Source organism: Ramlibacter aquaticus (assembly GCF_015159745.1).
Classification (GTDB): domain Bacteria; phylum Pseudomonadota; class Gammaproteobacteria; order Burkholderiales; family Burkholderiaceae_C; genus Ramlibacter; species Ramlibacter aquaticus.
This window is the reverse complement of sequence record NZ_JADDOJ010000016.1, coordinates 38877-60267: the sequence shown is the minus strand read 5'-3', so window position 1 is coordinate 60267 and position 21391 is coordinate 38877. Positions and strand designations below refer to the sequence as shown.

Below are 21391 nucleotides of genomic sequence, written 5' to 3'. Positions count from 1 at the left end.
CAGTGTCGCCACGTCAATCACTCCTAGTGCTCCTGCCACCAAAAGCAGCAGGTTAGGGTTCGTACGTGGGTCAGATTTCGATGGAAATTACCCGGCCAGGTGGGTCACTTCTGGATGGAAATCAACACCCAGCCGATCTTCAGTCGGGGCTAGAAGGTTTCTGCGCAGAGTGACAGCGGGCGGCTACCCGTGCTCCACTGCAGACCGGGTTGACCCAGTTTCTCCTGGAATCTGCACGTCCTTGCAGCGGCGATTTGGCGGATGAATTTTCCAACGGACAAGTGCAGTGCCCCCGTTCTTCGCGTCTGCCGGCACTTCTAAGCTTTGGACACGCACAGGCCCCGCTTGACCGATGGAGATGGGTGCTTCGATCTGCACCCAGCCGTCCTCAGTCATGCGGTTGGTGTCGACCCAGGGGGACTTTCGGTGGTCACCCTCCTCGAGAACCTGAGGGTACGCGCCAGAATAGACGGAGACTAGCCCCGCGGTAAACCCATTGCCCTCGACGTATCGCAGAGGGCATTGGGTGGCTTGACGCCAATCGCGCATCACAAGCCCCGCTAGCTGCCGCGCAGGAAAGACTCGATCAGCCGAATTCAATTTGTGAATTTCGGAAGCATCAGTGGTCTTGTAGACATAGAACGATGCAATGCCCACCCCCACAATGCCACTGGCCAAAAGAGGGATTCGCAGGCTGACAGGTTCCTTGCGGCCCTCAAGTAGCGCTGCCAGTAGTAGCGGCAAGAACTGGAGCGTTTGGATTCCCCAGTCCCGAGGGGGCTTCAATCCTACGAAGAGCGCAATCGCAGTCACGATTGCGACCGGCACCAGCACCAATGACCAAATCCAAACCATTTGGGGCTGAACCGCTGATTCAACAGGACTTCTGCGTATGCGACTTGGCCAGAAAGCTGCTAAAGCGGCTGTGAAAAGGACGGCAACGTATAAGCCAACCTGAGCGCCAAAGAACTTCAGCACAGCTACAAAGCGCGCCGGCAAGGCGAGTACTGGTGCGCTGTGTTCCACATATCGTAGGGTCGGCCAGTCGTGTGAAACTTCCCATATGAGGTGAGGAAGAAAAACGACCATACCAACCAAGGTGGCGAGTGCGATACCGCGACGACACTGGGATTGCTCCATGGCACCGCTCATTTTCAAAGCGGTAAGGGCAGCCATGATCGGCACTACGGCTTGATATTTGGTCAGCATGGCCGCCCCGCCGATCAGGCCCACCAAAGCCCAATCTGATGAGCGGCCGCGTTGGGTTGCACGAACTACCGCCCAAACCAGCGCGCTGGACATCAACACAAGCACTGTGTTGTGGTTGAACACCTGTGCCCGCCACGACATGCTGTGATGGAGAGGCAGAAGCAGAATGGCAAACGCTGCCGCTCTTCGCGGCAAGAGCAGCAGCGAGAGCTGCCACATGAACCAGAGCGTCGCGACGTTGCACACCGCCGCCGCAAAATAGGACGTCCAGTGGGACACCCCCACAACACTGATGATGACGCGCATCAGCCATGTCGTCAGCGGCGGATGCTTCCAGTAGCCCCACTCCAGTCCATGTGCCCAGTTGTACTCTTCGACGCTGTCTGCGAACTGCGCAGGGTTGACCGAGGCTGTCAAAAGGACCCAGGAACAAACCACCGCGGCCGAGGCCAGAAATGGCCAATGAGAGTTCAGTCGAGTAAGTGCCGCATCAGCAACACCGTTCCGACGAGGACGGGGGAGAAGATCGTGGGAGTGCATGGTAGGTTAGAGCCCCTGGCGAGGGCCCATCCTCAACGATACCAGTGCTTGCTTTTCCTGCCAGCGACGTCGCGTGTCAGCACCTCGTCCACCGCACCCGATACCGTGCGGGCTGCAGGCACGCGGTTCTAGAGGCGTTATAGTGCCGCGACTTGGAAGGCGACACCGAGCTCTCCTTCCAGGCCAGTAGACAAAAGGAATTGCCATGAACCAGACCATCGAGTCTCCGCTCACCTTCCATCCGCCGGCGATGCGCATGGCCGCCGTCCCGGTGCGCTGGACGACGGAAGCGGTACTGGCGCTGTTTGAACTTCCGTTCTCCGAACTGCTGCACCGGGCGCAGACCGTTCACCGTGAGAACTTCGATCCCACGCTGGTCGAGCTGGCCACCCTGCTGTCGGTGAAGACGGGGGGATGCCCGGAGGACTGCGGCTACTGCCCCCAGTCCGTGCACTACGACACGGGCGTGGGTGCGGGCAAGATGCTGGAAGTCGACGAGGTCCTGCACGCCGCGCGGGCCGCTCGCGATGCAGGGGCGACGCGCTTCTGCATGGGCGCGGCGTGGCGTTCGCCCAAGGACCGGGATGTTGAAAAGGTGGCCGACCTGGTGCGCGGCGTGAAGTCGCTCGGCCTGGAGGCCTGTGCCACCCTGGGCATGCTGGCCGACGGCCAGGCCGAGGTCCTGCGGGACGCCGGGCTGGACTACTACAACCATAACCTGGACAGCGCCCCGGAGTTCTACGGGGAGATCATCACGACCCGCGACTACCAGGACCGGCTGGATACGCTGGAGCGGGTGCGTGGGGCAGGGGTGAAGGTCTGCTGCGGCGGCATCGTGGGCATGGGCGAGTCGCGGCGGCAGCGCGCGGGGCTGGTGGCCCAGCTCGCGAACCTGGAGCCCTACCCGGAGTCCGTTCCCATCAATCACCTGGTGCGGGTGGCTGGCACCCCGCTGGCCGACCAGGCGCCCCTGGATCCCTTCGAGTTCGTGCGCACGATCGCCGTGGCTCGCATCACGATGCCGCGTGCGCGGGTGCGGCTGTCGGCCGGGCGCCAGCAGATGGGTGAAGCGGTGCAGGCGCTTTGCTTCCAGGCGGGGGCGAACTCGATCTTCTACGGGGACAAACTGCTCACCACGGGGAACCCCGACGTCGAAGCGGATGTCTCGCTCCTTGCACGGCTGGGCCTGCGTGCGGGCAAGCCGGAACCCCGGACTGCAGGGGGCTGAGCCGGTCCGGCGCATCCGCCTCGCCCGTAGCGGGGGCTGTTCACGACACCGTCAGTCGGGCGCATCGCCGACCGATTCACGCCAGACGCTGACGCTGGCCAGGTCCGGGAAGCGGGATTGCAGGCGCGCTGCAATGAATCGGCACAGATTTTCCAGGATGGCAGGCCCCAGGCCCGGTACTTCGTCGAGGAAGTGGTGGTCCAAATGCTGCTGCACGTCGGCGATCTCGCCCCCACCACGGGCAGTCTCTTCTCGGCAGGCCAACCACCTCGTGGCCGCACCAGCCTTGGCAAAGTAGCTGTCGCGTAGTGGAGTTGGAGTTGACCCAGTTCCGTGGACGGTTTCTGGTTTGATTCTCAAACCGTCTGGGGTGCTCCGTCGGCATGGTCTGCCTCATGCTTACGGGCATCGAATTGCATCTGCTGGCTCCTTTCAAAGTTCAGGGGTGAGAGGTAGCCCAGGCCGCTGTGGCGGCGCCTGGGGTTGTACCAACCTTCAATCCAGGTGAACACTGCCATGCGGGCCTGGGCCTTCGACTCGAAGCTGTGGCGCTCGATGAGCTCGGCCTCCAGGCTGGCAAAGAAACTCTCGGCCATCGCGTTGTCGTAGGCATCACCCACCGTTCCCATCGACGGGCGAACGCCCATCTGCCTGCAGGGGTCGTCTTGTTGGTCGTGCGTTTTAGGACGCTAGCGAGACCGAGCATTCATGCGGGTTCGCGGGGTGGTGCCCCGCTGCAGGCCGCATGAATACTGGATTCTCTGACCCCCCCAACCACATCCTCGTCCGCCCTTGGCCGGGGTGTTTCCACGCCCCAGCCTACAGCCGGGGGCTTCGTAGACCCTCGGTTTGCACCGATAATTCGCGTTATCTGAGTTTGCTACTCTGAATCGGTTGCTTGAATCGTTGTCTAACGTTAGACTAACATCGTTAGTTAACTCTTCGGAAGCTTGCCATGCCGCGTCCCGCCGTCGCCACGCCCGCGGACGTCCGCCAGGCCGTCTTCGCGCTTGTCGCCGAGGCCGGTGTGGGTCAGACGCCGTCGGCCCAAGCGTTTCGTCGGGCGGTCTCAGTGCGCAAGGTGCGCGAGCGCCTGGGCGGCGGCAATCCGGCCACGATCGGCCAGGCTATCAACGCGATCGAGGCCGAACTCGTCCATGCAGGTGTCGATCGCATCGTCCTGCCGGAGTTGCCGGCCGACGTCGCGGAGTTGATGCAGCAGGTCTGGCGTGCCGCCGTCGGCGCCCAGCTCGACGAGCTCAGCCGCTTGCGCAGCCAGGCGCAGGCCGTGGCCGACGGCGCTCGAGAAGAGCTGACCGAGGCGCAACTGCGCGCCGAAGTGCTCAAGCAAGAACTCACCGAGCTGCGGGCGTCCGTCACCGAGCGCGACTCGCGCCTCGCGCAAGCCAGCACCGATCAAGTGGCGCTGTCCGCTCGCGCTACGGCGCTTCAGGCGGAGCTCGACGCCGCCCGAACGCAGCAGGCGCAGCTTGGCGGCGACCTCGATGCCGCACGCGCCACCCAGGCGCAGGCGATCGCCGCCACGCAGGAGCGCTATGAGGGGCTGTCTCGGCGACTGCTCGAAGAGACCGGCCAGCAGCGCCAGGCGGCCCAAGCAGAGATCGGACGCCTCGCGAGCCAGCTGAAGTTTGCAGACAAGCGCCAGGCCGTCCTGGAAGCCCGCCTTCAGCAGCTCGAGAGCGACCTCATCGACGTGCGCGGTCAGCACCAGAAGGCCACCGGCGAGGTCGCCGCCCTGCGCTACGTGAACGCGTCGCAGCGCGTCCAGCTCGACGAGTTCGTTCGAGCACTTAGGGTCGCCCGTGCTGTGCCGACCCCAAGTGTGGCGGGCGCTCGCGAACGCGCGTCCAAACGCGCGTCTCGCCCAGGCAAGGCCGACAAGCCGGGCGCGCCATGACCCGCACGACGGCGCCCACCGATGGCGCCGCGCCGGCGGCGTGGGTCGACCACGGCGTGGTGCCGCCGCAGCGTCTGCCGTCAGAGCCCGCCGCGATCGCGGCGTACCTCAGCGAGGCGCTGGGCCACCCGGTACATGAACGCTGGACCTGGACGCGACTGATCAAGGTCTACGGGGCGCTGCCCGATGCGCGACGTGCCAAGCCCACGGTGTGTCGACTCCTTATCGACGTGCCCGAAGTCGTGGAGGTTTGGCAGGGCGGACGGCTACGCGCGCTCCCGAGCGGCGAGGCGGCGTCGGTCGAGTCGGTCGTGCGGTCCCTGTTGAACAGCCATGCCAGGCGCTTCAAGGCCGCGCCGATGGCCGCGAGCGTCTCCTCTGACGCGGCGGCAGGACATGACGTGGACACCTCCACCGCGCTGCCGTGCAATGTGGTCGAGTGGCTTCAACGACGCGGACGCTTGGCCAACCCGCACGACGACACCAACACCTTGGGCGCGACCGACGATCATGCCGCTGCGGCGGCGTTCCTGCGCGAGCGCGCGTCCGGCTCACGCCATACGTGGCGGGCCTACACGGCGGAACTGCAACGCCTCGTCACCTGGTGCCTCGCTCACGGTCGTGGGCCGCTGTCCGACCTGACGCGGCAAGACCTGCTCGCGTACCGGCAGTGGGTCGCGCATCCCGGTGACGGCGTCGCACCGGGGGCCGTTGCCGGTGAGCGAGCGCCGGTGGCCACGCCGTCGCCCCGTTCGCAGGCTCGCGCGCTCGCGGTGGTCGCGAGTCTGTTCCGCTATTGGCACGACACCGGCTACCTGCTCGGCAACCCGGCGGCTGGTCTCGGTGGCGGATCACGTTCCCGAGCAGGCTTCAAGCCCCAGCGGTTCGTGCCCGAGCCGCTGATGACGACTTGCGATACCTGGGTGGCGAGCAGCATCGCCGGCGTGGCGCCCGCGCCCGAGGCCGTGTCGGTCTGGAGGCGAGCGGCCATCTGGTCGCTGTTTCGATACGCAGGCGTTCGGTTGGCCGAACTCGCTTGGCAGCCCGCCACCGGCCTGCCGCGACTGGACGTCGACGAGCGCGGCGGCTGGACCCTGCAAGTACTCGGCAAAGGGAGCAAGGCCCGCAGCATTCCGCTGCCTCAGCGCTGCGGTGACGTCTTGCACCGGTACCGGCTCGCGCGCGGGTTGCCGGCGCGGCCAACGGCGCTGGAGCACCTGCCGCTCATCCATGGCCAGAAGGCATTTGCGCTCGGAGCGCGGGGCCTGTACGACGAGGTCAAGGCGGTGTTGCTCGCCGTGGCCGATGAGGTGCAGGACGAGGCCGACGCGCTCTTGCTGCGGTCGGTGTCACCGCACTGGCTGCGCCACGCCTACGCGCGCACGCTGGTGGTCGACAAGGGCGTGCCGCTACCGGCGGCGCAGGCCTTGCTCGGTCATGCCTCGGTGCAGACGACCGCCGAGTATGCGAAGACCGATCTGTCGAAGCTGCGGGAGTTTGTTGAGCGAGGGTTTAGCGATGGGACGGCCCAATCAGGCTCAACAAGGTGAGGGGTCGAAGGACTGCCTACGACCCAGACCCGACATGCGCCGCGTCAGATTGGGCGCCCGGAAGCTGACGCTCGTCCCGTCGAGCGGCAGACGCCGGGTTGGGGTGACTAAGCCGCACCAGAGCCATCCGGGAGGCATTGCTAGACCGGAGCCCGGACAACCAAGCCCAGAACTCGTGACTTGAAAAGTGGCGAGAGGGGAGGCGTACGCGCAAACCGCCGAAAATTTGCACCCGTGCCACTTGCACGCTGATTGAACGCTGTGCGAACGTCGCATCGGTGATTCAAATGGTGCGGTGATGCGCTTGAGCTGTCGGGATGCTAAACACGGTTGTTATTGGCGGGGCCGCTTGATGTCGTCGGAGAGCACGTACCTCGACGTCATCGCCAGCAAGGCAGCCCGCCGCTTGTCGCGCTCGGTGCTCAGTTCAGCGCCGCCTTGCAGGGCGTCGGTGGCGTGGTGCGGCTAGGCATGCGGTCAAGAGGGCCGAACCTCGACCGTCACGTGCGACAGCGCGCCGAATCGACTGAGCTTTGCCCTGTAGAAGCCCGCATCTCGCGTGGCGGGGGTCGACACGGACACGATCGCACCGAGATGGCCTGGACCTAGCCGCCAGAGATGCAGGTCCGCCAAGCGATCACCGTCACCCTCCAGGGCTTCACGGATTCTTTTGGCCAAGCTGCCGTCCGCGTTCATGTCCAAGAGAATCGCGCCGGTGTCGCGTATCAGCCCGAACGACCAATTGGCAATGACCAAAGCACCGACGACACCAACAAGGGGGTCGATCCAGAGCCAGCCAAACTGCCGTGCGAGGATCAAGCCCGCAATGACAAGGACCGACACCGCCGCGTCAGCGATGACGTGCACTAGCGCGGCCCGGAAGTTGTTGTCTCGATGCGTTTTGGCATTGGGCTCACCGTGTCCATGGTCGTGTTCCTCGAAACTCACCTCGTGGAACTCCTCGAGACCAGCGCGCGAGATGCTCAGGCTCGCGTCAAACTCGTGGGGCTCCGGAATCTCTTCGATGGATTCAAGGTAGGCCCCGCGATCGACGAAGCGGAACAGTTGCCGGCTTCCGTCCGGACGCTGGGTCTCCACGGTCGCGCCCATCCACGCGGAGGCCGGCTCAACTCCACCCAGGCCATCGTGCAGCCGAAACCGCGGTGGGACGCCGTCTTCGAATACTTCGAGCACCAGTGGTCCCCAAACCGTGTCGACCCGACGAACCTCGTCCTCGCCCTCAGCTTCCCCATGTGGGTGGCCGTGTCCGTGGTGATGTCCATGGTCGCCGCCACTGAGCAGCCACGCGCTCGCCACGTTGACGGCGAGCCCGAAGATGGCGATCGGAATCGCCTGGTTAAAGTTGATCGGTACCGGACTCAGCAGGCGGCTCACGGCCTCATAGCCGATGAGCAGCGCGATCATGGCCAGGATGATTGCACTGGTGAAACCGGCCAGATCACCGAGCTTTCCGGTGCCGAAAGAGAAGCGCGGGTCGGTCGCATGCCGCCGGGCATAGGTGTACGCGAGCGCTGCGATCAGCAACGCACCGGCATGGGTGGACATGTGCAGACCGTCCGCAATGAGCGCCACAGACCCGAACATCGTCCCGCCGACGATCTCGGCAACCATCATCAGCCCGCACAGCCAAATAACCGCCCACGTCTTGCGCTCGCTTCGTTCATGCCCGGGGGCCAGGAAGACATGGCCATGAGCCAAGGTGTCGCTGCTCATCTTTAAACTCACTTGAAGTAGCTGTGAACGACCTCAACGAGTTCGTCGGTCGCGTCTGGGCCCTTGTGGCCTGGCCTGTTCTCTGGATCGACCAGATGTGTTCGGATGTGGTCCTCGACGACTTTCGCAAGCAACCCATTCATGGCTCCGCGCGCTGACGCGATCTGGCGCATGACCTCGGCGCAGGACTCCTCGGCTTCCAGCGCGCGCTCTACCGCGTCGAGCTGACCGCGAACTCGGCGAACGCGACCCAGCAGTTTGGCTTTGTCCTGGACGGTGTGGCTCATAGGGGCTTAGATAGTATGGGGGGCTATCCTATCTCATTCAAGAAGCCTAGTCGGTGGTGGCCTGCGTCTCAGATGTGCGAAAAATGGCGAAAAGTCCATGCATGGAATGCCTTTTGCCGTTGACACCGTACCCGCTGCGCTGCAACAATCATTCATCGAAACAATGGAGCCCGCGCGTGGATAGTGCGCCTAGTCGAAGCGACGCGAATCGTGCCTTGAACGGCGCGGCGCTCCTGGCACCGTAACGCAAGCTCCTTGCGCTGCGCGAGCCAAGTTCGCCGCAGCCCAAAGTCCCTCTCGGGCAAACCAAGGCACCGAACCCCAGGCCTCCTGGCCTATTCAAACGGTTCGCGTCGCCATTCGCAGTGACTTCCAGTGAGCGAGGGTGCACCCCTCGCGCGCTGCGTTGCTGCGGACGACCTCGTCTCTGTCAGTCGCCGGCCCTCCCGTACCAAGGAGTTGGATCATGCGAGTTCTGTCGACAAACGACCGATTGGCCGTTCTGCCCGTCGCTGCGGCCACGGGTCTGCACGCGGCATCGCGCCTGGCATCGTGGCCACGCATTTCGACTCATGCGACGAGCGACCCGACGGCCGAGCTTGAATCGCACCTGAACGCTCAACAAGGCCTGTGGTCGAGCCGCCGCGTTCGGGCGGCATTTCTCGACCAATCGAACCTTGCCCGTTGACCTCCGCCCGATCTGCTCGACAAGGCGCTTGACTCTGTAGTCACTACGGGGTTTCAAATGCCACGGCCGGGAAGCTTGCCTCGCCCGCGTCCTACCGACGAATTGCCTAAGCCTGAGGAGACCCATATGGATCCCGCCCCTATACGGCGCCAAACGGCGCCACTTGATCTGTCACCGAAACATCTGAATCGATTGCATTCGGCCACGCCGAAGGGGCACCTGCGCGTCTGAACGCTGGGATGTCTCGACGGCCGCGTGGCCCAAGGAGAATCCCATGCTGTTCCGCTTTTCCCGTGCCCGCGACGCCTTGCGTCGCGCAGTGCTGGCCGCCATCGCGGCGCATCGTCTGCCACTCGTGCGCGAGCTGCTTGCGGCTCATGGTCATCCGTCGTTCGCCGCCGCGTTGTCCCGGTCTTCACCTCGCGTCGTCGCTGATGCCCTGTCCATGCTGCCTCAGCGCGACAGCAGCGCCGTCATGGCACTCCTTCCGACTGCGGCGCGCCAGCGCTTCATTGCCGCCACCGAGCCTGAGCGCGCAAATGACGCTGTCGCCAGGAGCGTCAACGGGGGCTCGCTACAGGGCCTGCTGGCGTGGTCGGTCCAACGCTGAAGGCCGGGAGAATCCAATGAATCCATTTGAGCCCTCCGGCCAGTCTCGCCTCCAGGCGACATCAAACGCTTCCGCTGTCTTGGACGCGGCCCACCTTGGCGACATCCGTGGCGCCTTCGGCACGATCAAGCGGGGCGACACGCAGCCTCGCAACAGCCTGCGCCATCGCTTGCAGACACTGCTCGCCATCATCGGCCCCGGGATGATCGTCATGGTCGGCGACAACGATGCAGGTGCCTTCGGTACGTACACCCAGGCAGGCCAGAACTACGGGACGTCACTGCTGTGGACGCTGCTGCTGCTCATCCCCGTTCTGTACGTCAATCAGGAAATGGTGCTGCGTCTCGGCGCCGTAACCGGCGTCGGCCACGCGCGACTGATCTTCGAGCGATTCGGGAAGTTCTGGGGGGCGTTCAGCGTCATCGACCTGTTCCTGCTGAACGCGCTGACCATCGTGACCGAATTCATCGGCATCAGCCTGGGGCTCGACTTCCTGGGTGTATCCAAATTCTGGGGCATCGCCGTGTCGGCCGTCGTCATCATCGCCGCGGCCGGCACGGGGGATTTCCGGCGCTTCGAGCGATTCTCGTTGTTCTTAGTGTTCGCGAGCCTTTTGCTTGTTCCTGTTTTCGTCCTCATCCACCCGCCCGCGGGACAGATCGCTCACGACTTCTTGATCCCCAGCTTTCCGCGGGGCAGCAAGCTCAGCGAGGTCATGCTGTTGATCATCGCCATCGTCGGCACCACCATCGCGCCCTGGCAACTTTTTTTCCAGCAGAGCTACGTGATTGACAAGCGCATTACACCGCGATTCATGAAGTACGAACGGCTAGACCTTTGGCTGGGCATCGGTCTCGTGATCATCGGGGCGGTCGCCATGACGGCGTTCACTGCGGCCACCTTCTCCGGCCACCCGGAGTTCGGCAACTTCACGGATGCCACCGGCGTCGCGAGCGGAATGCAGAAATATGTTGGCAGGCTGCCGGCCGTGCTCTTCGCAGTGGCGCTGATCGATGCATCGATCATCGGGGCCCTGGCGGTGTCCCTGTCGAGCGCCTATGCGATCGGTGACGTCTTCGCCGTTCGCCACTCGCTGCACCGCAAGCCCTCTGAAGCCAAAGGCTTCTACGCCGTCTATGCCGGTCTGATCGTCATCGCCGCTGCGTTGGTGCTGACCCCAGGAACGCCACTGGGCTTGCTGACCAACCTCGTACAGACTCTGGCAGGGGTACTACTTCCGAGCGCTGCCGTCTTCCTGCTGCTGCTGTGCAACGACCGGGCTGTTCTGGGCCCCTGGGTGAACTCTCGCAGGCTGAATGTCTTCACGGCGGGAGTGATCGCGGTGCTCGTGATGCTATCGGTGATTCTGACCGCGTCGGTGCTGTTTCCCAACATCGGCGAGCGCGAAATCCTCGGCGTCCTGATCGGAGGCTCGGCGCTCGCTGTTGGCATGGCAGTTGGTGTTAAAGCCTACGAGCGCAGCCGCGGCATCGTGCAGCAGCCCGAGCAAACGGACGACACCCGGCCCCGCGATCAGTGGACCATGCCACCACTCGATCAACTCCTGCCCGCCAAGCTGACTTTGCTGAGCAAGGCCTGGATGCTGGTCTTGCGGGGTTATCTCGTCGTGGCCGCCGGCATGCTGATCTTCAAGTTGGTGCAACTGGCGGTGTCCCCAGGCTCGGCGGCGCCTTAGCAGCCGTCGCGTACAGCTGCGTCCGCAGCGGCCGCACCGCGGGTTCGCGCTCACGGCGGTGCCCTGCCTCCTGGCAATGATTGCTTCGGTCGGGCCCGGTGGCGGCTTCCGAGGTTCGCGGCTGCTCGCTTCGCGTCTGATCTCCAGGCGAGGAGCATCCATGCCCGTCGCAATCGAATCAAAGAATAATTTGGAGGATTTCCAATGTCCCAAATCGCATCTCGCAAGTATCAATTCTGCCTCCGGCTTCGCCTGGCGAGCCAACTACTGGCCTGTGGGCTTTCTGCCGGCGCCTTCGCGGCCGATGAAGTTCCCGCTGCCGCTTCCTGTCCGCCGCGGGACGTCCCGTGTGCTGCTGCGCCGGCCACGAGTTCGAGTGCTCCCGTTGAAGCATCAGGCGAGGACGGGCAAAGCGACCGGTGGAACGTGCACTTCCAGTCCACCTATGTATGGCAGCAGAAGGAGGCCTTCCACGCCCCCTACAAGGGGCCGCAGAGCCTGGAGACGGAACGCGAACGCGGCTACAGCCTTTCGCTGACCGCGTTCGTCGGGTTGCGCCTCTGGAATGGTGGCGAGTTCTATGTGCACCCGGAAGGCTTCGAAGGCGTTCCGTTCTCGCATCTGTACGGGCTGGCCAGCATCCAGAACGGTGAGCTGCAAAAGAACGGCGGCCCAGAGTTCAAGACCTACTGGGCTCGGGCCTTCCTGCGCCAGACGATCGATCTCGGAGGCGAGAGTTTCCATGTCGACGACGGCGCGAATCAGCTGGCGAGCGACTACACCAAGCAGCGCGTCGTGCTGACGCTCGGACGCATATCGCTGCCCGATATCTTCGAGAAGAGTCGCTACGCCAACGACCCGCGATCGCAGTTCATGAACTGGGCGTTGATCACCCACGGTGCCTGGGACTTCGCCGCCGACGCGCGCTCCTACACAGTGGGCGCCGCGGCCGAGGTCTACTGGAACGATTGGGCCATCCGTGGCGGACGGTTCATGGAGCCGACGGTGGCCAACGGCACGCGACTCGACTTCAACATCATGCGTCACCATGGCGACCAGATTGAAGTCGAACACACCCACTCGATCAAGGGCCTACCCGGCAGCTTTCGGGTGCTGGTTTTCCGAAATGAAGCGGACGCGGGGAGCTACCGCGATGCGATCAATGCGGCGTTGGCTTCGGGCGGCGTCCCGGACGTTACCAGTGTGCGAAAGGACGCCGCCAAGCACGGCATCGGAGTCAGCTTCGACCAGGGTGTAACGGCGGACACGGCCGTGTTCATTCGTGCGAGCTACGCGGATGACAAGGTCGAGGAGTACGCCTTCACCGAAATCGACAACACCGTGTCGGCCGGAGCCTCTACGAACGGCAGCGCGTGGGAACGGCCGGACGACACGGTAGGCTTTGCCTTCGCCTCCAGCGGGCTCAACAAGGACCATCTCGACTACCTTGCCGCCGGCGGCCTGGGGGGATTCCTCGGTGACGGACAGCTGACTCACTACGGGCGCGAGCGGGTGCTGGAGGCGTACTACAACTGGCAGGTTCGCAAAGGCGCATGGCTGACGTTCGACTTGCAGCAGATCGTCAATCCTGGCTACAACGCCGATCGAAGAGGGCCCGTCAACGTCTTCGGGGGACGTCTACACGTCGAACTCTAGCCAGTCGCCATCGGGAGCAGAACCGCGCAGTAGCGTTGACGTCTTTCACGCTGCGCCGAATGCATGGCCAACAGCCATCGTCACCCCCATAGCGATGCTGCTCCAAAACAGTATTCTGATAACGCCTGGAGCAACCGGAGCACCGCCTATTCTTGCGGCTACCGCTCCCAACACAGCCAAGCTCGCCAAGGAGAAGCCAACAATTGTGACCGTGCGATATCCATCAGCACAGAGGAGCCCCGCTACCAAGGGGAGGAGTGCACCCGACGAGAAGCTGAGAGCTGAGCTCACCGCAGCAAGGAGGGGCTGCGCGGAGGTGATCTCGTTGATTCCGAGTTCGTCGCGCGCATGCGCCGCCAATGCGTCCTTGGCCATCAGTTGCGAAGCGACTTGCCGGGCAAGGGGGAGTTGAACGCCCCGCCTCACGTAGATTGCGGCAAGCTCACGGTGTTCTCCCTCAGCGTCAGACGCGAGTTCGGCCTTCTCTTCGTTGAGCGCGGCTTTCTCTGTGTCGGCCTGTGAGGAAACCGAAACGTATTCGCCCGCTGCCATAGACATGGCCCCGGCAGCCAGCGCTGCAACACCTGCGAGCAAAACGCTGGCTCGGTCCGGATGTGCGGCAGCGATGCCCAGCATGATGCTAGATGTCGAAATGATCCCATCGTTGGCGCCGAGCACAGTTGCCCGTAGCCAGCCTATCCGATTGATCTTGTGGTTTTCCTTCTTTCGACTCGTCATCCAGATTACTCCCGTAAATTGATGCGATTGTGCGAGTGTGAACGTAATCCGATATTTATGAGGACATTTGGAATGCAAATGAATCTCATTGATGGCTTGTGAATCATTGAATGAAATCAGATGCGCACCCTCAGTGCGGTGGCATATCGATCCGAGTACCGAGGCGCCCGCACATGAGCGGTGCGCTCACCGTCAAAAAACTACCCTATATTCGCTGCTCCGTCGGGCGCAGAAACGAGATCAATTCAATGGAATCCTTGCAAATGGTCAACCCACACGTGCTGCTCGACACGCTAGTGCGCATCACGATTGCCTTCTTGCTCGGCGGAGTGATCGGCCTGGAGCGCCAGATTCGGCAGCGCACCGCAGGGCTCAGGACGAATACGCTCGTCGCGGTCGGATCCGCCGTGTTCGTCGACATGGCTAACCGGCTGGGCGGCCATGATGGCGCGGTTCACGTCGTGGCCTACGTTGTTTCAGGCATCGGCTTTCTCGGCGCTGGAGCGATCATGAAGGAAGGGGCCAACATCACCGGGCTGAATACGGCCGCGACTTTGTGGGGCTCCGCCGCGGTGGGCGCCTGCGCGGGCGCAGCTCTGATGGACGAAGCCGCTGTCGCGGCGTCTTTCGTTCTGGCGAGCAACACGCTTCTCAGGCCCGTCGTCAACCGAATCAATCGTCAACCGGTCAAGGAGGCGCTCAGCGAGGCCACGTACACGGTCTACGTCATTTGCAATCGTGCCAGGCAGGCCGACGTCCGCGAGAAACTTGTGGCGCTACTAGAAGCGGCGAGCTATCCCGTGCGCGATGTGGACCAGCACCCGTTCGGTCAGAGCGATGCAGAGATCGAGGCCAAACTGTATGCAACAGCAGTAAACCCAGGGGAACTCGACCGAGTGATCACCCTCGTGGAAGCGGAAGCTGGCGTATCTCAAGCGTTCTGGAACGCCAGCGCTGAAGAGTGATTCAAGGAACTCCCACTGGTAGAACAGCGGTCGAGCCGCACATTTGGGGATCTACGGCCACACCGCCGGAAATTCGGGCGGTCTGGACTCCGGTGAACTTCGCCAGTGAGCGCTTGGGGGTGGGCCCCGAGCTTACGTAGAGCGACCTGAGAGCGGCCGTCCCCGCCCGGCAGCTTCGGGGCCGTTAGCTGCGGTCGCCCGTCCCGCGCGTCCTGACCGCCTGCACCAGCTCACGATAGCTCTCAAGAAACAGTAACGGGATGTTGAGTTTTCATGCAGGCACGGAGGTCAGTTTGATCTCGAAGCCGAGCGCGGCGGCACGGCGTTTCAGAGCGGCGACGCTGCGCTGGTGCTGCTGTTCTTCGTAGTGCTCCTGGCCCTTGTCGACGAAGTCTTCGCCGCGAGTAAGCATGAAGTAGACCATTCGAGCGAGCTTGTGGGCCGTCGCGGTATTGGCGCTCGGCTTGTCCATTCGGCTGCACAGGCGGCGATAGAAGGCACCGAGTGCAGAACTGCTGCGCGAGAGGCTCATCGCCGCCATCTTGAGCGCTTGGCGGGCGCGGTTGGCCGATCGCTTGGTCTTCGCAGAGAGCACTTTGCCGCCGCTGATCTTGGTACCTGGGCACAGCCCCAGCCAGGAGCAGAAGTGCTTGACGTTGGCGAAGCGGCTCAGGTCGGGGCCGATTTCGGTGAGGATCTTCATCACGGCCGCCAAGCCCAGTCCGTTGATTCGCGTGAGGTCCACGCCCGCCCAGTTGGCCAGCGTCTGGCGGGCTTCGAATTCCTGGCGCTGCTTGCTGTCCGCGCGAGGGGCCTTGCCCAGATCGACATTGCGCTGCCCGAGAGCCCGAAGTTGGGTCTGCAGCTCTGCATCGCACTCCCTCAAATGCCGCGCGATATCGTCGTACATCGCCAACGCTTGGCGCAGCACGAACAGATGCTCGTCGCGCCAGTTGCCGGTCAACGCCTTGATGATCACTTCGACAGTCGCCTTCACGCGGCGATCCCGGTGCTTGGCCAGAACCTTGGGATCGCGCTCACCGGCAACGATCGCCCGGATGATGGCTTGACCGGTCATGCCCATGACATCCGCGAGCACCTCGGTGAGTTGGATGTTCATCTGAACGAGTGACTTTTGCATGCGCTGCACCCAACTGGCCTGTTCGATGAGTAGAACTTCGCGTTGCCGTGCCACCGCGCGCACGACGCAGACCTCGCTGTCGGGACGCCACGCTGCGCGCAGGAACCCAAGGCTCATGAGCTTCTGAATCCACTGGCAATCTTGAACGTCGCTCTTGCGTCCTGGGACGTACTTCATCTGACGGGCATCGACCAGCCAGACCTTCAGGCCGCGCTGCTCGAGCACCTCGTACACCGGGATCCAGTACACCCCAGTGGACTCGAGTGCCACCGTGTCGACGCCGCAGGCGAGCATCCAGTCGGCCATCGCGTTCAGGTCGTCGGTCATCGCGCCGAACTCTCGCACCGACTCTTCGGCGAGATGCCTGGGTACCGCGACCCAGTGGCTCGACGCGCCGACGTCGATGTCGGCTGCATTGGGAAACACTTCATCTTCACGCTTGCGTACTGCCATGGATTACTCCAACATTGTTGATGGACGGCAGCGCCATGGGAAACGTCGAAATTCGACTCGATCTCTCAAACGGGATGCGCATCGCTGCGCTCGCCAATGTCGCCGACGATTCCCGGACCATGCTGATTAACGGGCTCGCACAAGCTCGCACCAATGGTTGGTCGGTCATATCGGCGCCGCCGTCCACCTTGTAGCGCAAAGACTGTTTCTTTGCGAACGCCCGGCCCGCGACAGCGGGGTTGGGAAGCTGATTAGGCCTCGAGGATCGCATCGTCCTCGGCGTAGAACACCTCCGGGCACGGTTGCGTGGGCCGAACTGCGTTTGCGACCAACTGCCCGAGCCGAAAATCGGGTGACTCTACCCATGCTGCACGCAGCGCAGCCAAAACGTCGTCGATTCGAGCGGGGTCTCGCATGGCTTTCTACAGGGGACGGCTGAGTTGGTCTGAACGAGCACTCTGAATGGCAATCGGCGCAGCGTGAAGCTCCGAAGCAGACGGTCGCGACAGGCACCTCGTGGCCGTCAACCGCCAACACCAGACCGCGCACCCGCTGGCCGCCCCGCACCGGCGACAGTGCTCGGCAGAATACGCTCGGCGTACTTCTCCACCGGGAAATCGAGGGTGCCGCGCAGGTTGATCCCCTCGAGGTTCGTCGGCGCGACGCGTCGCAAGTCTTGCGACGGCGGCTCGGCGCCGGCGGCGCGGATGCCGTCGAGCGCTGCCTGCATACCCTCCGTGTTCCAGGCCACGACGATGTTGGACAACAGGCTCAGCGCCGACGACACGCCCAGCAACGAGTCGTCGCGCTTGGCAAGGTCGTTCGGAATCTGTCCATCGTGGATCGCGCGCTGCAACGTGTGCATCGCCTCGCCGCGGTTGAGCGCGTGCCGGACCTCGGCGCGAAATTCCGGGTTCAGGAAGTAGTCCATCAGGTACAACGACGTGAGCATCTTGCCGAGCTGCACGCCGGCGTCGTAGGCCGCCTGGCCGCGCGCATCGCTGCCGTATCGGTCCAGCGCCTGGACGGCCGAACATCGGCCCACACGTATCGAGCTGGCGATGCGCACATGTTCGTCGTAGTTCTTTTCCATCGCGGCTTCGTCGAGGTCGCAATTGATGATGGCCTTCAAGACGTCCGGCACTTCAAAGCCGACCGGCAGGTGTAGTCGGCGGTGCTTGAGGTCGGCCAGGTGCGGACACAGATCAAACCCGAGCAGCTTGGCCTGCATCATCGCGAAGTAGGTGAAGCCGTGCGTGTCGACCGCGAGCTGGCCAATGTCGTCGACGGCTTCCTGGCGCACCATGCCCTCGATCGCGGCGCCCGCCTGGCGCCGGTTCAGCACGATGGGCTGGTCGTAGAAGAAGCCCCATCGGTCGTGCACGTGGGTGTAGATCCCGATCGAGGCGGTGTGCCGACGCGGATCGGCCCGGGCCTGCCAGATCGCACGCGGCGTTTCCAGGCTCATCATGTCCGACGAGGCCATGTCGCTGTGGCCCCAGTGCCGGGTGATGTCGTAGCGTTGCACGTACTGGAACACGGCGTCGGCCGCCTCGCGGAGCTTGCGGTCATCACACACCCGCTTGGTCATCTGGCGCAGCGCGTCCGCGCTGACGCCCGGCACCATGCGAGCCACGTCGGCGGCGGACATCGCCGTGCCGAGATTGAGCACGGCGGCATAGACCAACAAGAGCTCGCTGCGGTTGTACGGCTCGCGTCCGAGCAACAGCCAGCTGAAGCGCAGCTTGCTGTCGATCTGCAGGATCATCTCGGCGATCTGGCCCAGGCTGCGGCCAGCGTACAGCGCCCGGCGCAGCTCGGACACGCGCAGATCTTCGGGGCCGGCCGGCTTACGTTCGAGGTGGATGCCTTCCTCGTCGACGCGCAGCTCGCCGGCGACCACGACATCAGCGAACTGCTTCAGGCGTTCCTGCAACTGCTCCTTGACTCGGGCGATGTATTCCTTCGGATCTTGCGTGAGCTTCAGGTGCCCGTAGTGGTGGTTGCGCTGGGCCAGCCAGACATCCTTGGGGATCAACAGCACCGCGTGACCACGGAACGCGAAGCTATGCGCCAGGTGAACCGAGCCGTTGCGCAGCGCCACGCGCAGCTTGAAAAGCGTCGCCCACTCGAAGGCGCTCAGTGCCTTGGCCCGATCCTCGGCGCCGATGGCCTCTCGCCAGCGGCGGCCCAGGTCGATGTGGGCCGCCGGCGGGAGTTCTCGGCCGCGGCCCGCGTAGACGCCGCGCAGCATTTCCAGCGCCGCGGTGACCGGGTGGTCGCCGTCCGACGCCAACGGCAGCTCAATCAGCTTGGCCAGTACCGTCCGAGCTTGCTGGGGCCGCTCCACCAGCCAGGCGCGGGCCAGCGCGGCACGACTGATCTTGGCCTGTGCGAGCGTGGCGTCCGCCATGGCACGCAGTTTCTCGCGCAGGACTTGGCGGGTGAGCTTGTCGTCGCCGGCGAGCTTGCGCACGGCCGTCGCGAACTGGCGCAGCTTGGCCTGGGCGTCGGCGACCTTGGGCGCGGTTTCGGTACTCGCCCGGCTCGCCATGGTTCGAATCCAGCGGCGGAGCATCAGGAGCAGTTGGTCGGATGCGCTGCACAGCGCGTATCGCATGAAACAGGCGACTTCGAGGGCGCGGCGGTCGGAGGTGATACGCTTGCTGACCGTCGGCGCGCGCGTCGCGCATCGGCGGCCGAAGTGCCGCACGGCCGCGTCGTTGACGGCGTCGGGCCAGCCTTCGTGCACGCCCAGGCCACGCAAGAACTCGAGCTTCTCGAAGAAGTGACTCATCTGCACGGTGGACTGTTTGCGCGGCGGCGCCCACAGCCACGTCTGGTGCGGGGTACCGTCGTCGCGCTCGCCGGTGATCGCGTCGGCCCATTCGGTCAAGCGCTCGGGCCCATAGGCCTTCATCGATGCCTGGAGCAACTGCGCCTCGCGGTCGCGGACGGCCTCGGCAATGAAGCGCTTTAGCTCACGATCGGCAATGAGCAGGATCTGGTGCTCGTAGAACCAGCGCTTCAATTCGGGGAGCAGACCGTTGACGCCGCCGCGTCCGGCCAGGGTTTCTCGCAGCCAGCGCACGACGTAGCGGCGCTGGTGCTCGGTCATCTGCTGAAAGCCGAGCTCCTGATAGGCGAGTTGCTGGTGATCGGCCAGCGTGCGCGGCCGATCGGAGTAGAGCGAGCGTAGCGTCGCGATTTCCGGCGCCGGCACGCCGACCTGTCCACCGATGTGGGACAACAGCCGCTTGGGGATGCGCTCGAACGAATCCATCGTGCAGCCAGCCATGCGAATGAACCCGATATGCAGGGCCACCGCCAGGCGGTGCAGGGGCTGGCGACGCGCGCCGATGCAACCCAGCTCCGACGCGCTGTAGGAGAAGAACGTCGTCAGCTCGAAGTCGTCGAGCCCATGGGGAACTTCGCGCAAGCCAAGGTAGGGGGTTCGCCAATGCTCCATGCATCCTCTTTGCCGTCTCGAAAAGAGGCTCTGGCCATCTGTAGGCCGGAGCCAGAAGCCTCATGGCCTGAGCGGCAGAGGCACCTGCTCAGGGAGGAAAAGCAGGTGGCCGCCACCCGCAGGTCGCGGCCGGGACGGAGTGTAGCGGCCGGGCCTCAAGGCAGATCTTCGGTTTCCAGATGTCGCGGGAGGGGTCAGAGAATCGAGCATTCATGCGGCTTGCAGCGGGGCACCACCCCGCAAACCCGCATGGATGCTAGGTCCCGCTAGCGTCCTAAAACGCATGACCAACAAGACGACCCCAGTTCGGGCTGGTGAAGGTGCGCTTTCGCGGCTTGGCCAAGAACACCGCGCATGTCCTGACGCTGTTCGCGCTGTCGAACCTGTGGATGGCGCGCAAGAAGTTGATGGCGATGCAGGCAGCAGTACGTCCGCAGGCAGCCTGAGGAACTGCGAAACGGGCAAATGCGCCCGCCGATACGGAACACGACACCTTCAGATCGCTTCGGCGCTGCTCGATCAGGCCAGTCTAGAGCGCTGATCAGCCTTGTTCAGACCATCCCTAGATCAGACCGAGCAGTTCCTGCTGCCGCCGCCGCTCCACCGCGTCCAGGACCGCTGCGCACTGCTCGATTGAAAAGTGACCGATGTGGCACTCGGCCTCGGACAGCTGCATTTCCTTGGCCAGCCACAGGTAGGCCTGCGTGCGGTTCAGGCCGCCACCGCGCCAGAGGGGGTCGAAGGCTGCATGGGCGGCGATCCGGGCGTTTCGCAGGCGGCTGTCCGCCAAAGTCCCGAGCGGCCGGTCGGTCCCGTCATGACAGCCGACCCATGCCCGGCAGCTTGCGCAGTGCCAGAACTGCGCCTGGTGCTTGGCGGGCTGGTCGGGATACAGGGTCTCGCCGCTCACCAGCTGGGCTGAGGCATGACAGTACTGGCAGCGAACGGGGCCGACCGTCCCGTCCGAGGGAGCCGATTGCCCAAAATGGTCCGAACGGAGAGGGTGCACCGTCGCCACCAGTGTCAGCCCGAGCTGGCGGCGTCGCGCCAGTCGGGCAGCGGCCGGGCCGCGCCCTGGCAGTAGACGCATCGCACGATCAGCCAGCCGGCGCGCACCCGCTCGGCCATGGTCTTGGGCTCCGGCCAGGCGCGCATGCCCAGCACATCGACCATCCCGTCCAGCAGTGAGTACATGCTGGGCGAGATCCGGTAGCGGGGAACGCTCATGTCCGGGCGCACGGCCTGGAGCTGGTTCACCAGCATGTCGATGCCCAGGGGGTGCCGCACCAGCCAGTGAGGGGTGCCGCCACCGTGCAGGCGGAAATCGCTGCGGGTGAGCTTGGCCGGCTCGCGGGCGATGCCGACGGCCGACCGGGCGACGACGAACGGGTCGTCGTCGTGATCGCTGTCACCGTGCGGAGTGAGGTCGAGACTTACGATATCGGGCATGTAGCTGTGTCCTTTTCGGTTGGTACGAACCTAGGCTCTCATGACTTGAATGCCTGTCAA

Annotated in this window: 17 protein-coding genes and 2 pseudogenes; 9 read left to right on the top strand and 10 right to left on the bottom strand. The window is 64.0% G+C overall.

Translation table 11 applies throughout. From position 1 onward, the window contains the following. Positions 1-183: 183 nt before the first annotated feature. Positions 184-1749: a glycosyltransferase family 39 protein gene (locus tag IM725_RS06150; RefSeq protein WP_193779687.1), complete on the bottom strand. Its 1566-nt coding sequence runs from the start codon at positions 1747-1749 to the stop codon at positions 184-186. 205 nt (positions 1750-1954) lie between these two features. On the opposite strand from IM725_RS06150, the gene bioB reads away from it, so the two are divergent. Continuing rightward, positions 1955-2977, top strand: coding sequence for a biotin synthase BioB (gene bioB / locus IM725_RS06145; protein ID WP_407692504.1), 1023 nt, complete (start codon positions 1955-1957; stop codon positions 2975-2977). Between the two features lie 51 nt (positions 2978-3028). On the opposite strand, the gene IM725_RS06140 is transcribed toward bioB, so the two are convergent. Together IM725_RS06140 and IM725_RS06135 are read right to left on the bottom strand one after the other, a co-directional pair. Next, positions 3029-3193, bottom strand: coding sequence for a 6-carboxytetrahydropterin synthase (locus IM725_RS06140; RefSeq protein ID WP_321576189.1), 165 nt, complete (start codon positions 3191-3193; stop codon positions 3029-3031). A 140-nt stretch (positions 3194-3333) separates the two neighbouring features. Continuing rightward, positions 3334-3633: pseudogene (locus tag IM725_RS06135) on the bottom strand (transposase); the annotation flags it as partial. Between the two features lie 299 nt (positions 3634-3932). Here IM725_RS06135 and IM725_RS06130 point away from each other — a divergent pair. Further along, positions 3933-4895, top strand: coding sequence for a DNA-binding protein (locus IM725_RS06130; protein WP_193779685.1), 963 nt, complete (start codon positions 3933-3935; stop codon positions 4893-4895). Beyond that, complete coding sequence (locus IM725_RS06125; protein ID WP_193779684.1) at positions 4892-6445, top strand: tyrosine-type recombinase/integrase; 1554 nt, start codon at positions 4892-4894, stop codon at positions 6443-6445. Before IM725_RS06130 ends, IM725_RS06125 begins: the two co-directional genes overlap by 4 nt. 477 nt (positions 6446-6922) lie before the next feature. Here IM725_RS06125 and dmeF read toward each other — a convergent pair whose 3' ends face one another. After that, positions 6923-8179, bottom strand: coding sequence for a CDF family Co(II)/Ni(II) efflux transporter DmeF (gene dmeF / locus IM725_RS06120; RefSeq protein ID WP_193779683.1), 1257 nt, complete (start codon positions 8177-8179; stop codon positions 6923-6925). 8 nt (positions 8180-8187) lie between these two features. After that, positions 8188-8466 carry a metal/formaldehyde-sensitive transcriptional repressor gene (locus IM725_RS06115; RefSeq protein WP_193779682.1) on the bottom strand — a complete coding sequence of 93 codons (279 nt, stop codon included), beginning with the start codon at positions 8464-8466 and terminating at the stop codon, positions 8188-8190. 962 nt (positions 8467-9428) lie between these two features. On the opposite strand from IM725_RS06115, the gene IM725_RS06110 reads away from it, so the two are divergent. From IM725_RS06110 to IM725_RS06100, 3 genes are all read left to right on the top strand, one after another. Continuing rightward, positions 9429-9764, top strand: coding sequence for a hypothetical protein (locus tag IM725_RS06110; protein WP_193779681.1), 336 nt, complete (start codon positions 9429-9431; stop codon positions 9762-9764). A gap of 16 nt (positions 9765-9780) precedes the next feature. Next, positions 9781-11460: an NRAMP family divalent metal transporter gene (locus tag IM725_RS06105; RefSeq protein ID WP_193779680.1), complete on the top strand. Its 1680-nt coding sequence runs from the start codon at positions 9781-9783 to the stop codon at positions 11458-11460. A 204-nt stretch (positions 11461-11664) separates the two neighbouring features. Beyond that, on the top strand, positions 11665-13116 hold the full coding sequence (locus tag IM725_RS06100) for a carbohydrate porin (RefSeq protein ID WP_193779679.1): 1452 nt from the start codon (positions 11665-11667) through the stop codon (positions 13114-13116). Positions 13117-13161: 45 nt separating this feature from the next. Here the strand turns inward: IM725_RS06100 and IM725_RS06095 are convergent, their stop codons facing one another. Further along, positions 13162-13854 (bottom strand): VIT1/CCC1 transporter family protein, encoded by a 693-nt coding sequence (locus IM725_RS06095; protein WP_193779678.1) that lies wholly within the window; start codon positions 13852-13854, stop codon positions 13162-13164. 248 nt (positions 13855-14102) lie between these two features. On the opposite strand from IM725_RS06095, the gene IM725_RS06090 reads away from it, so the two are divergent. Further along, a complete protein-coding gene (locus IM725_RS06090) occupies positions 14103-14819 on the top strand; it encodes an MgtC/SapB family protein (RefSeq protein WP_193779692.1) in 717 nt (238 codons plus the stop codon). Positions 14820-15090: 271 nt separating this feature from the next. Here IM725_RS06090 and IM725_RS06085 read toward each other — a convergent pair whose 3' ends face one another. Beyond that, positions 15091-16413 (bottom strand): IS110 family RNA-guided transposase, encoded by a 1323-nt coding sequence (locus IM725_RS06085; RefSeq protein WP_193779677.1) that lies wholly within the window; start codon positions 16411-16413, stop codon positions 15091-15093. 20 nt (positions 16414-16433) lie between these two features. On the opposite strand from IM725_RS06085, the gene IM725_RS06080 reads away from it, so the two are divergent. After that, positions 16434-16607, top strand: coding sequence for a hypothetical protein (locus IM725_RS06080; RefSeq protein WP_193779676.1), 174 nt, complete (start codon positions 16434-16436; stop codon positions 16605-16607). A gap of 329 nt (positions 16608-16936) precedes the next feature. Here IM725_RS06080 and IM725_RS06075 read toward each other — a convergent pair whose 3' ends face one another. Then, the gene (locus tag IM725_RS06075) at positions 16937-19882 is read right to left on the bottom strand and encodes a Tn3 family transposase (protein WP_193779675.1); all 2946 of its coding nucleotides are present in this window, start codon (positions 19880-19882) and stop codon (positions 16937-16939) included. Positions 19883-20184: 302 nt separating this feature from the next. On the opposite strand from IM725_RS06075, the pseudogene IM725_RS06070 reads away from it, so the two are divergent. Continuing rightward, positions 20185-20328: pseudogene (locus IM725_RS06070) on the top strand (IS5/IS1182 family transposase); the annotation flags it as partial. A gap of 116 nt (positions 20329-20444) precedes the next feature. On the opposite strand, the gene IM725_RS06065 reads toward IM725_RS06070, so the two are convergent. Then, the gene (locus IM725_RS06065) at positions 20445-20972 is read right to left on the bottom strand and encodes a zinc-finger-containing protein (protein ID WP_193779674.1); all 528 of its coding nucleotides are present in this window, start codon (positions 20970-20972) and stop codon (positions 20445-20447) included. Beyond that, entirely contained in the window at positions 20906-21331 is a 426-nt protein-coding gene (locus tag IM725_RS06060; RefSeq protein WP_193779673.1) for a hypothetical protein, read from the bottom strand. The genes IM725_RS06065 and IM725_RS06060 overlap by 67 nt, the downstream gene beginning before the upstream one ends. Positions 21332-21391: the final 60 nt, after the last annotated feature.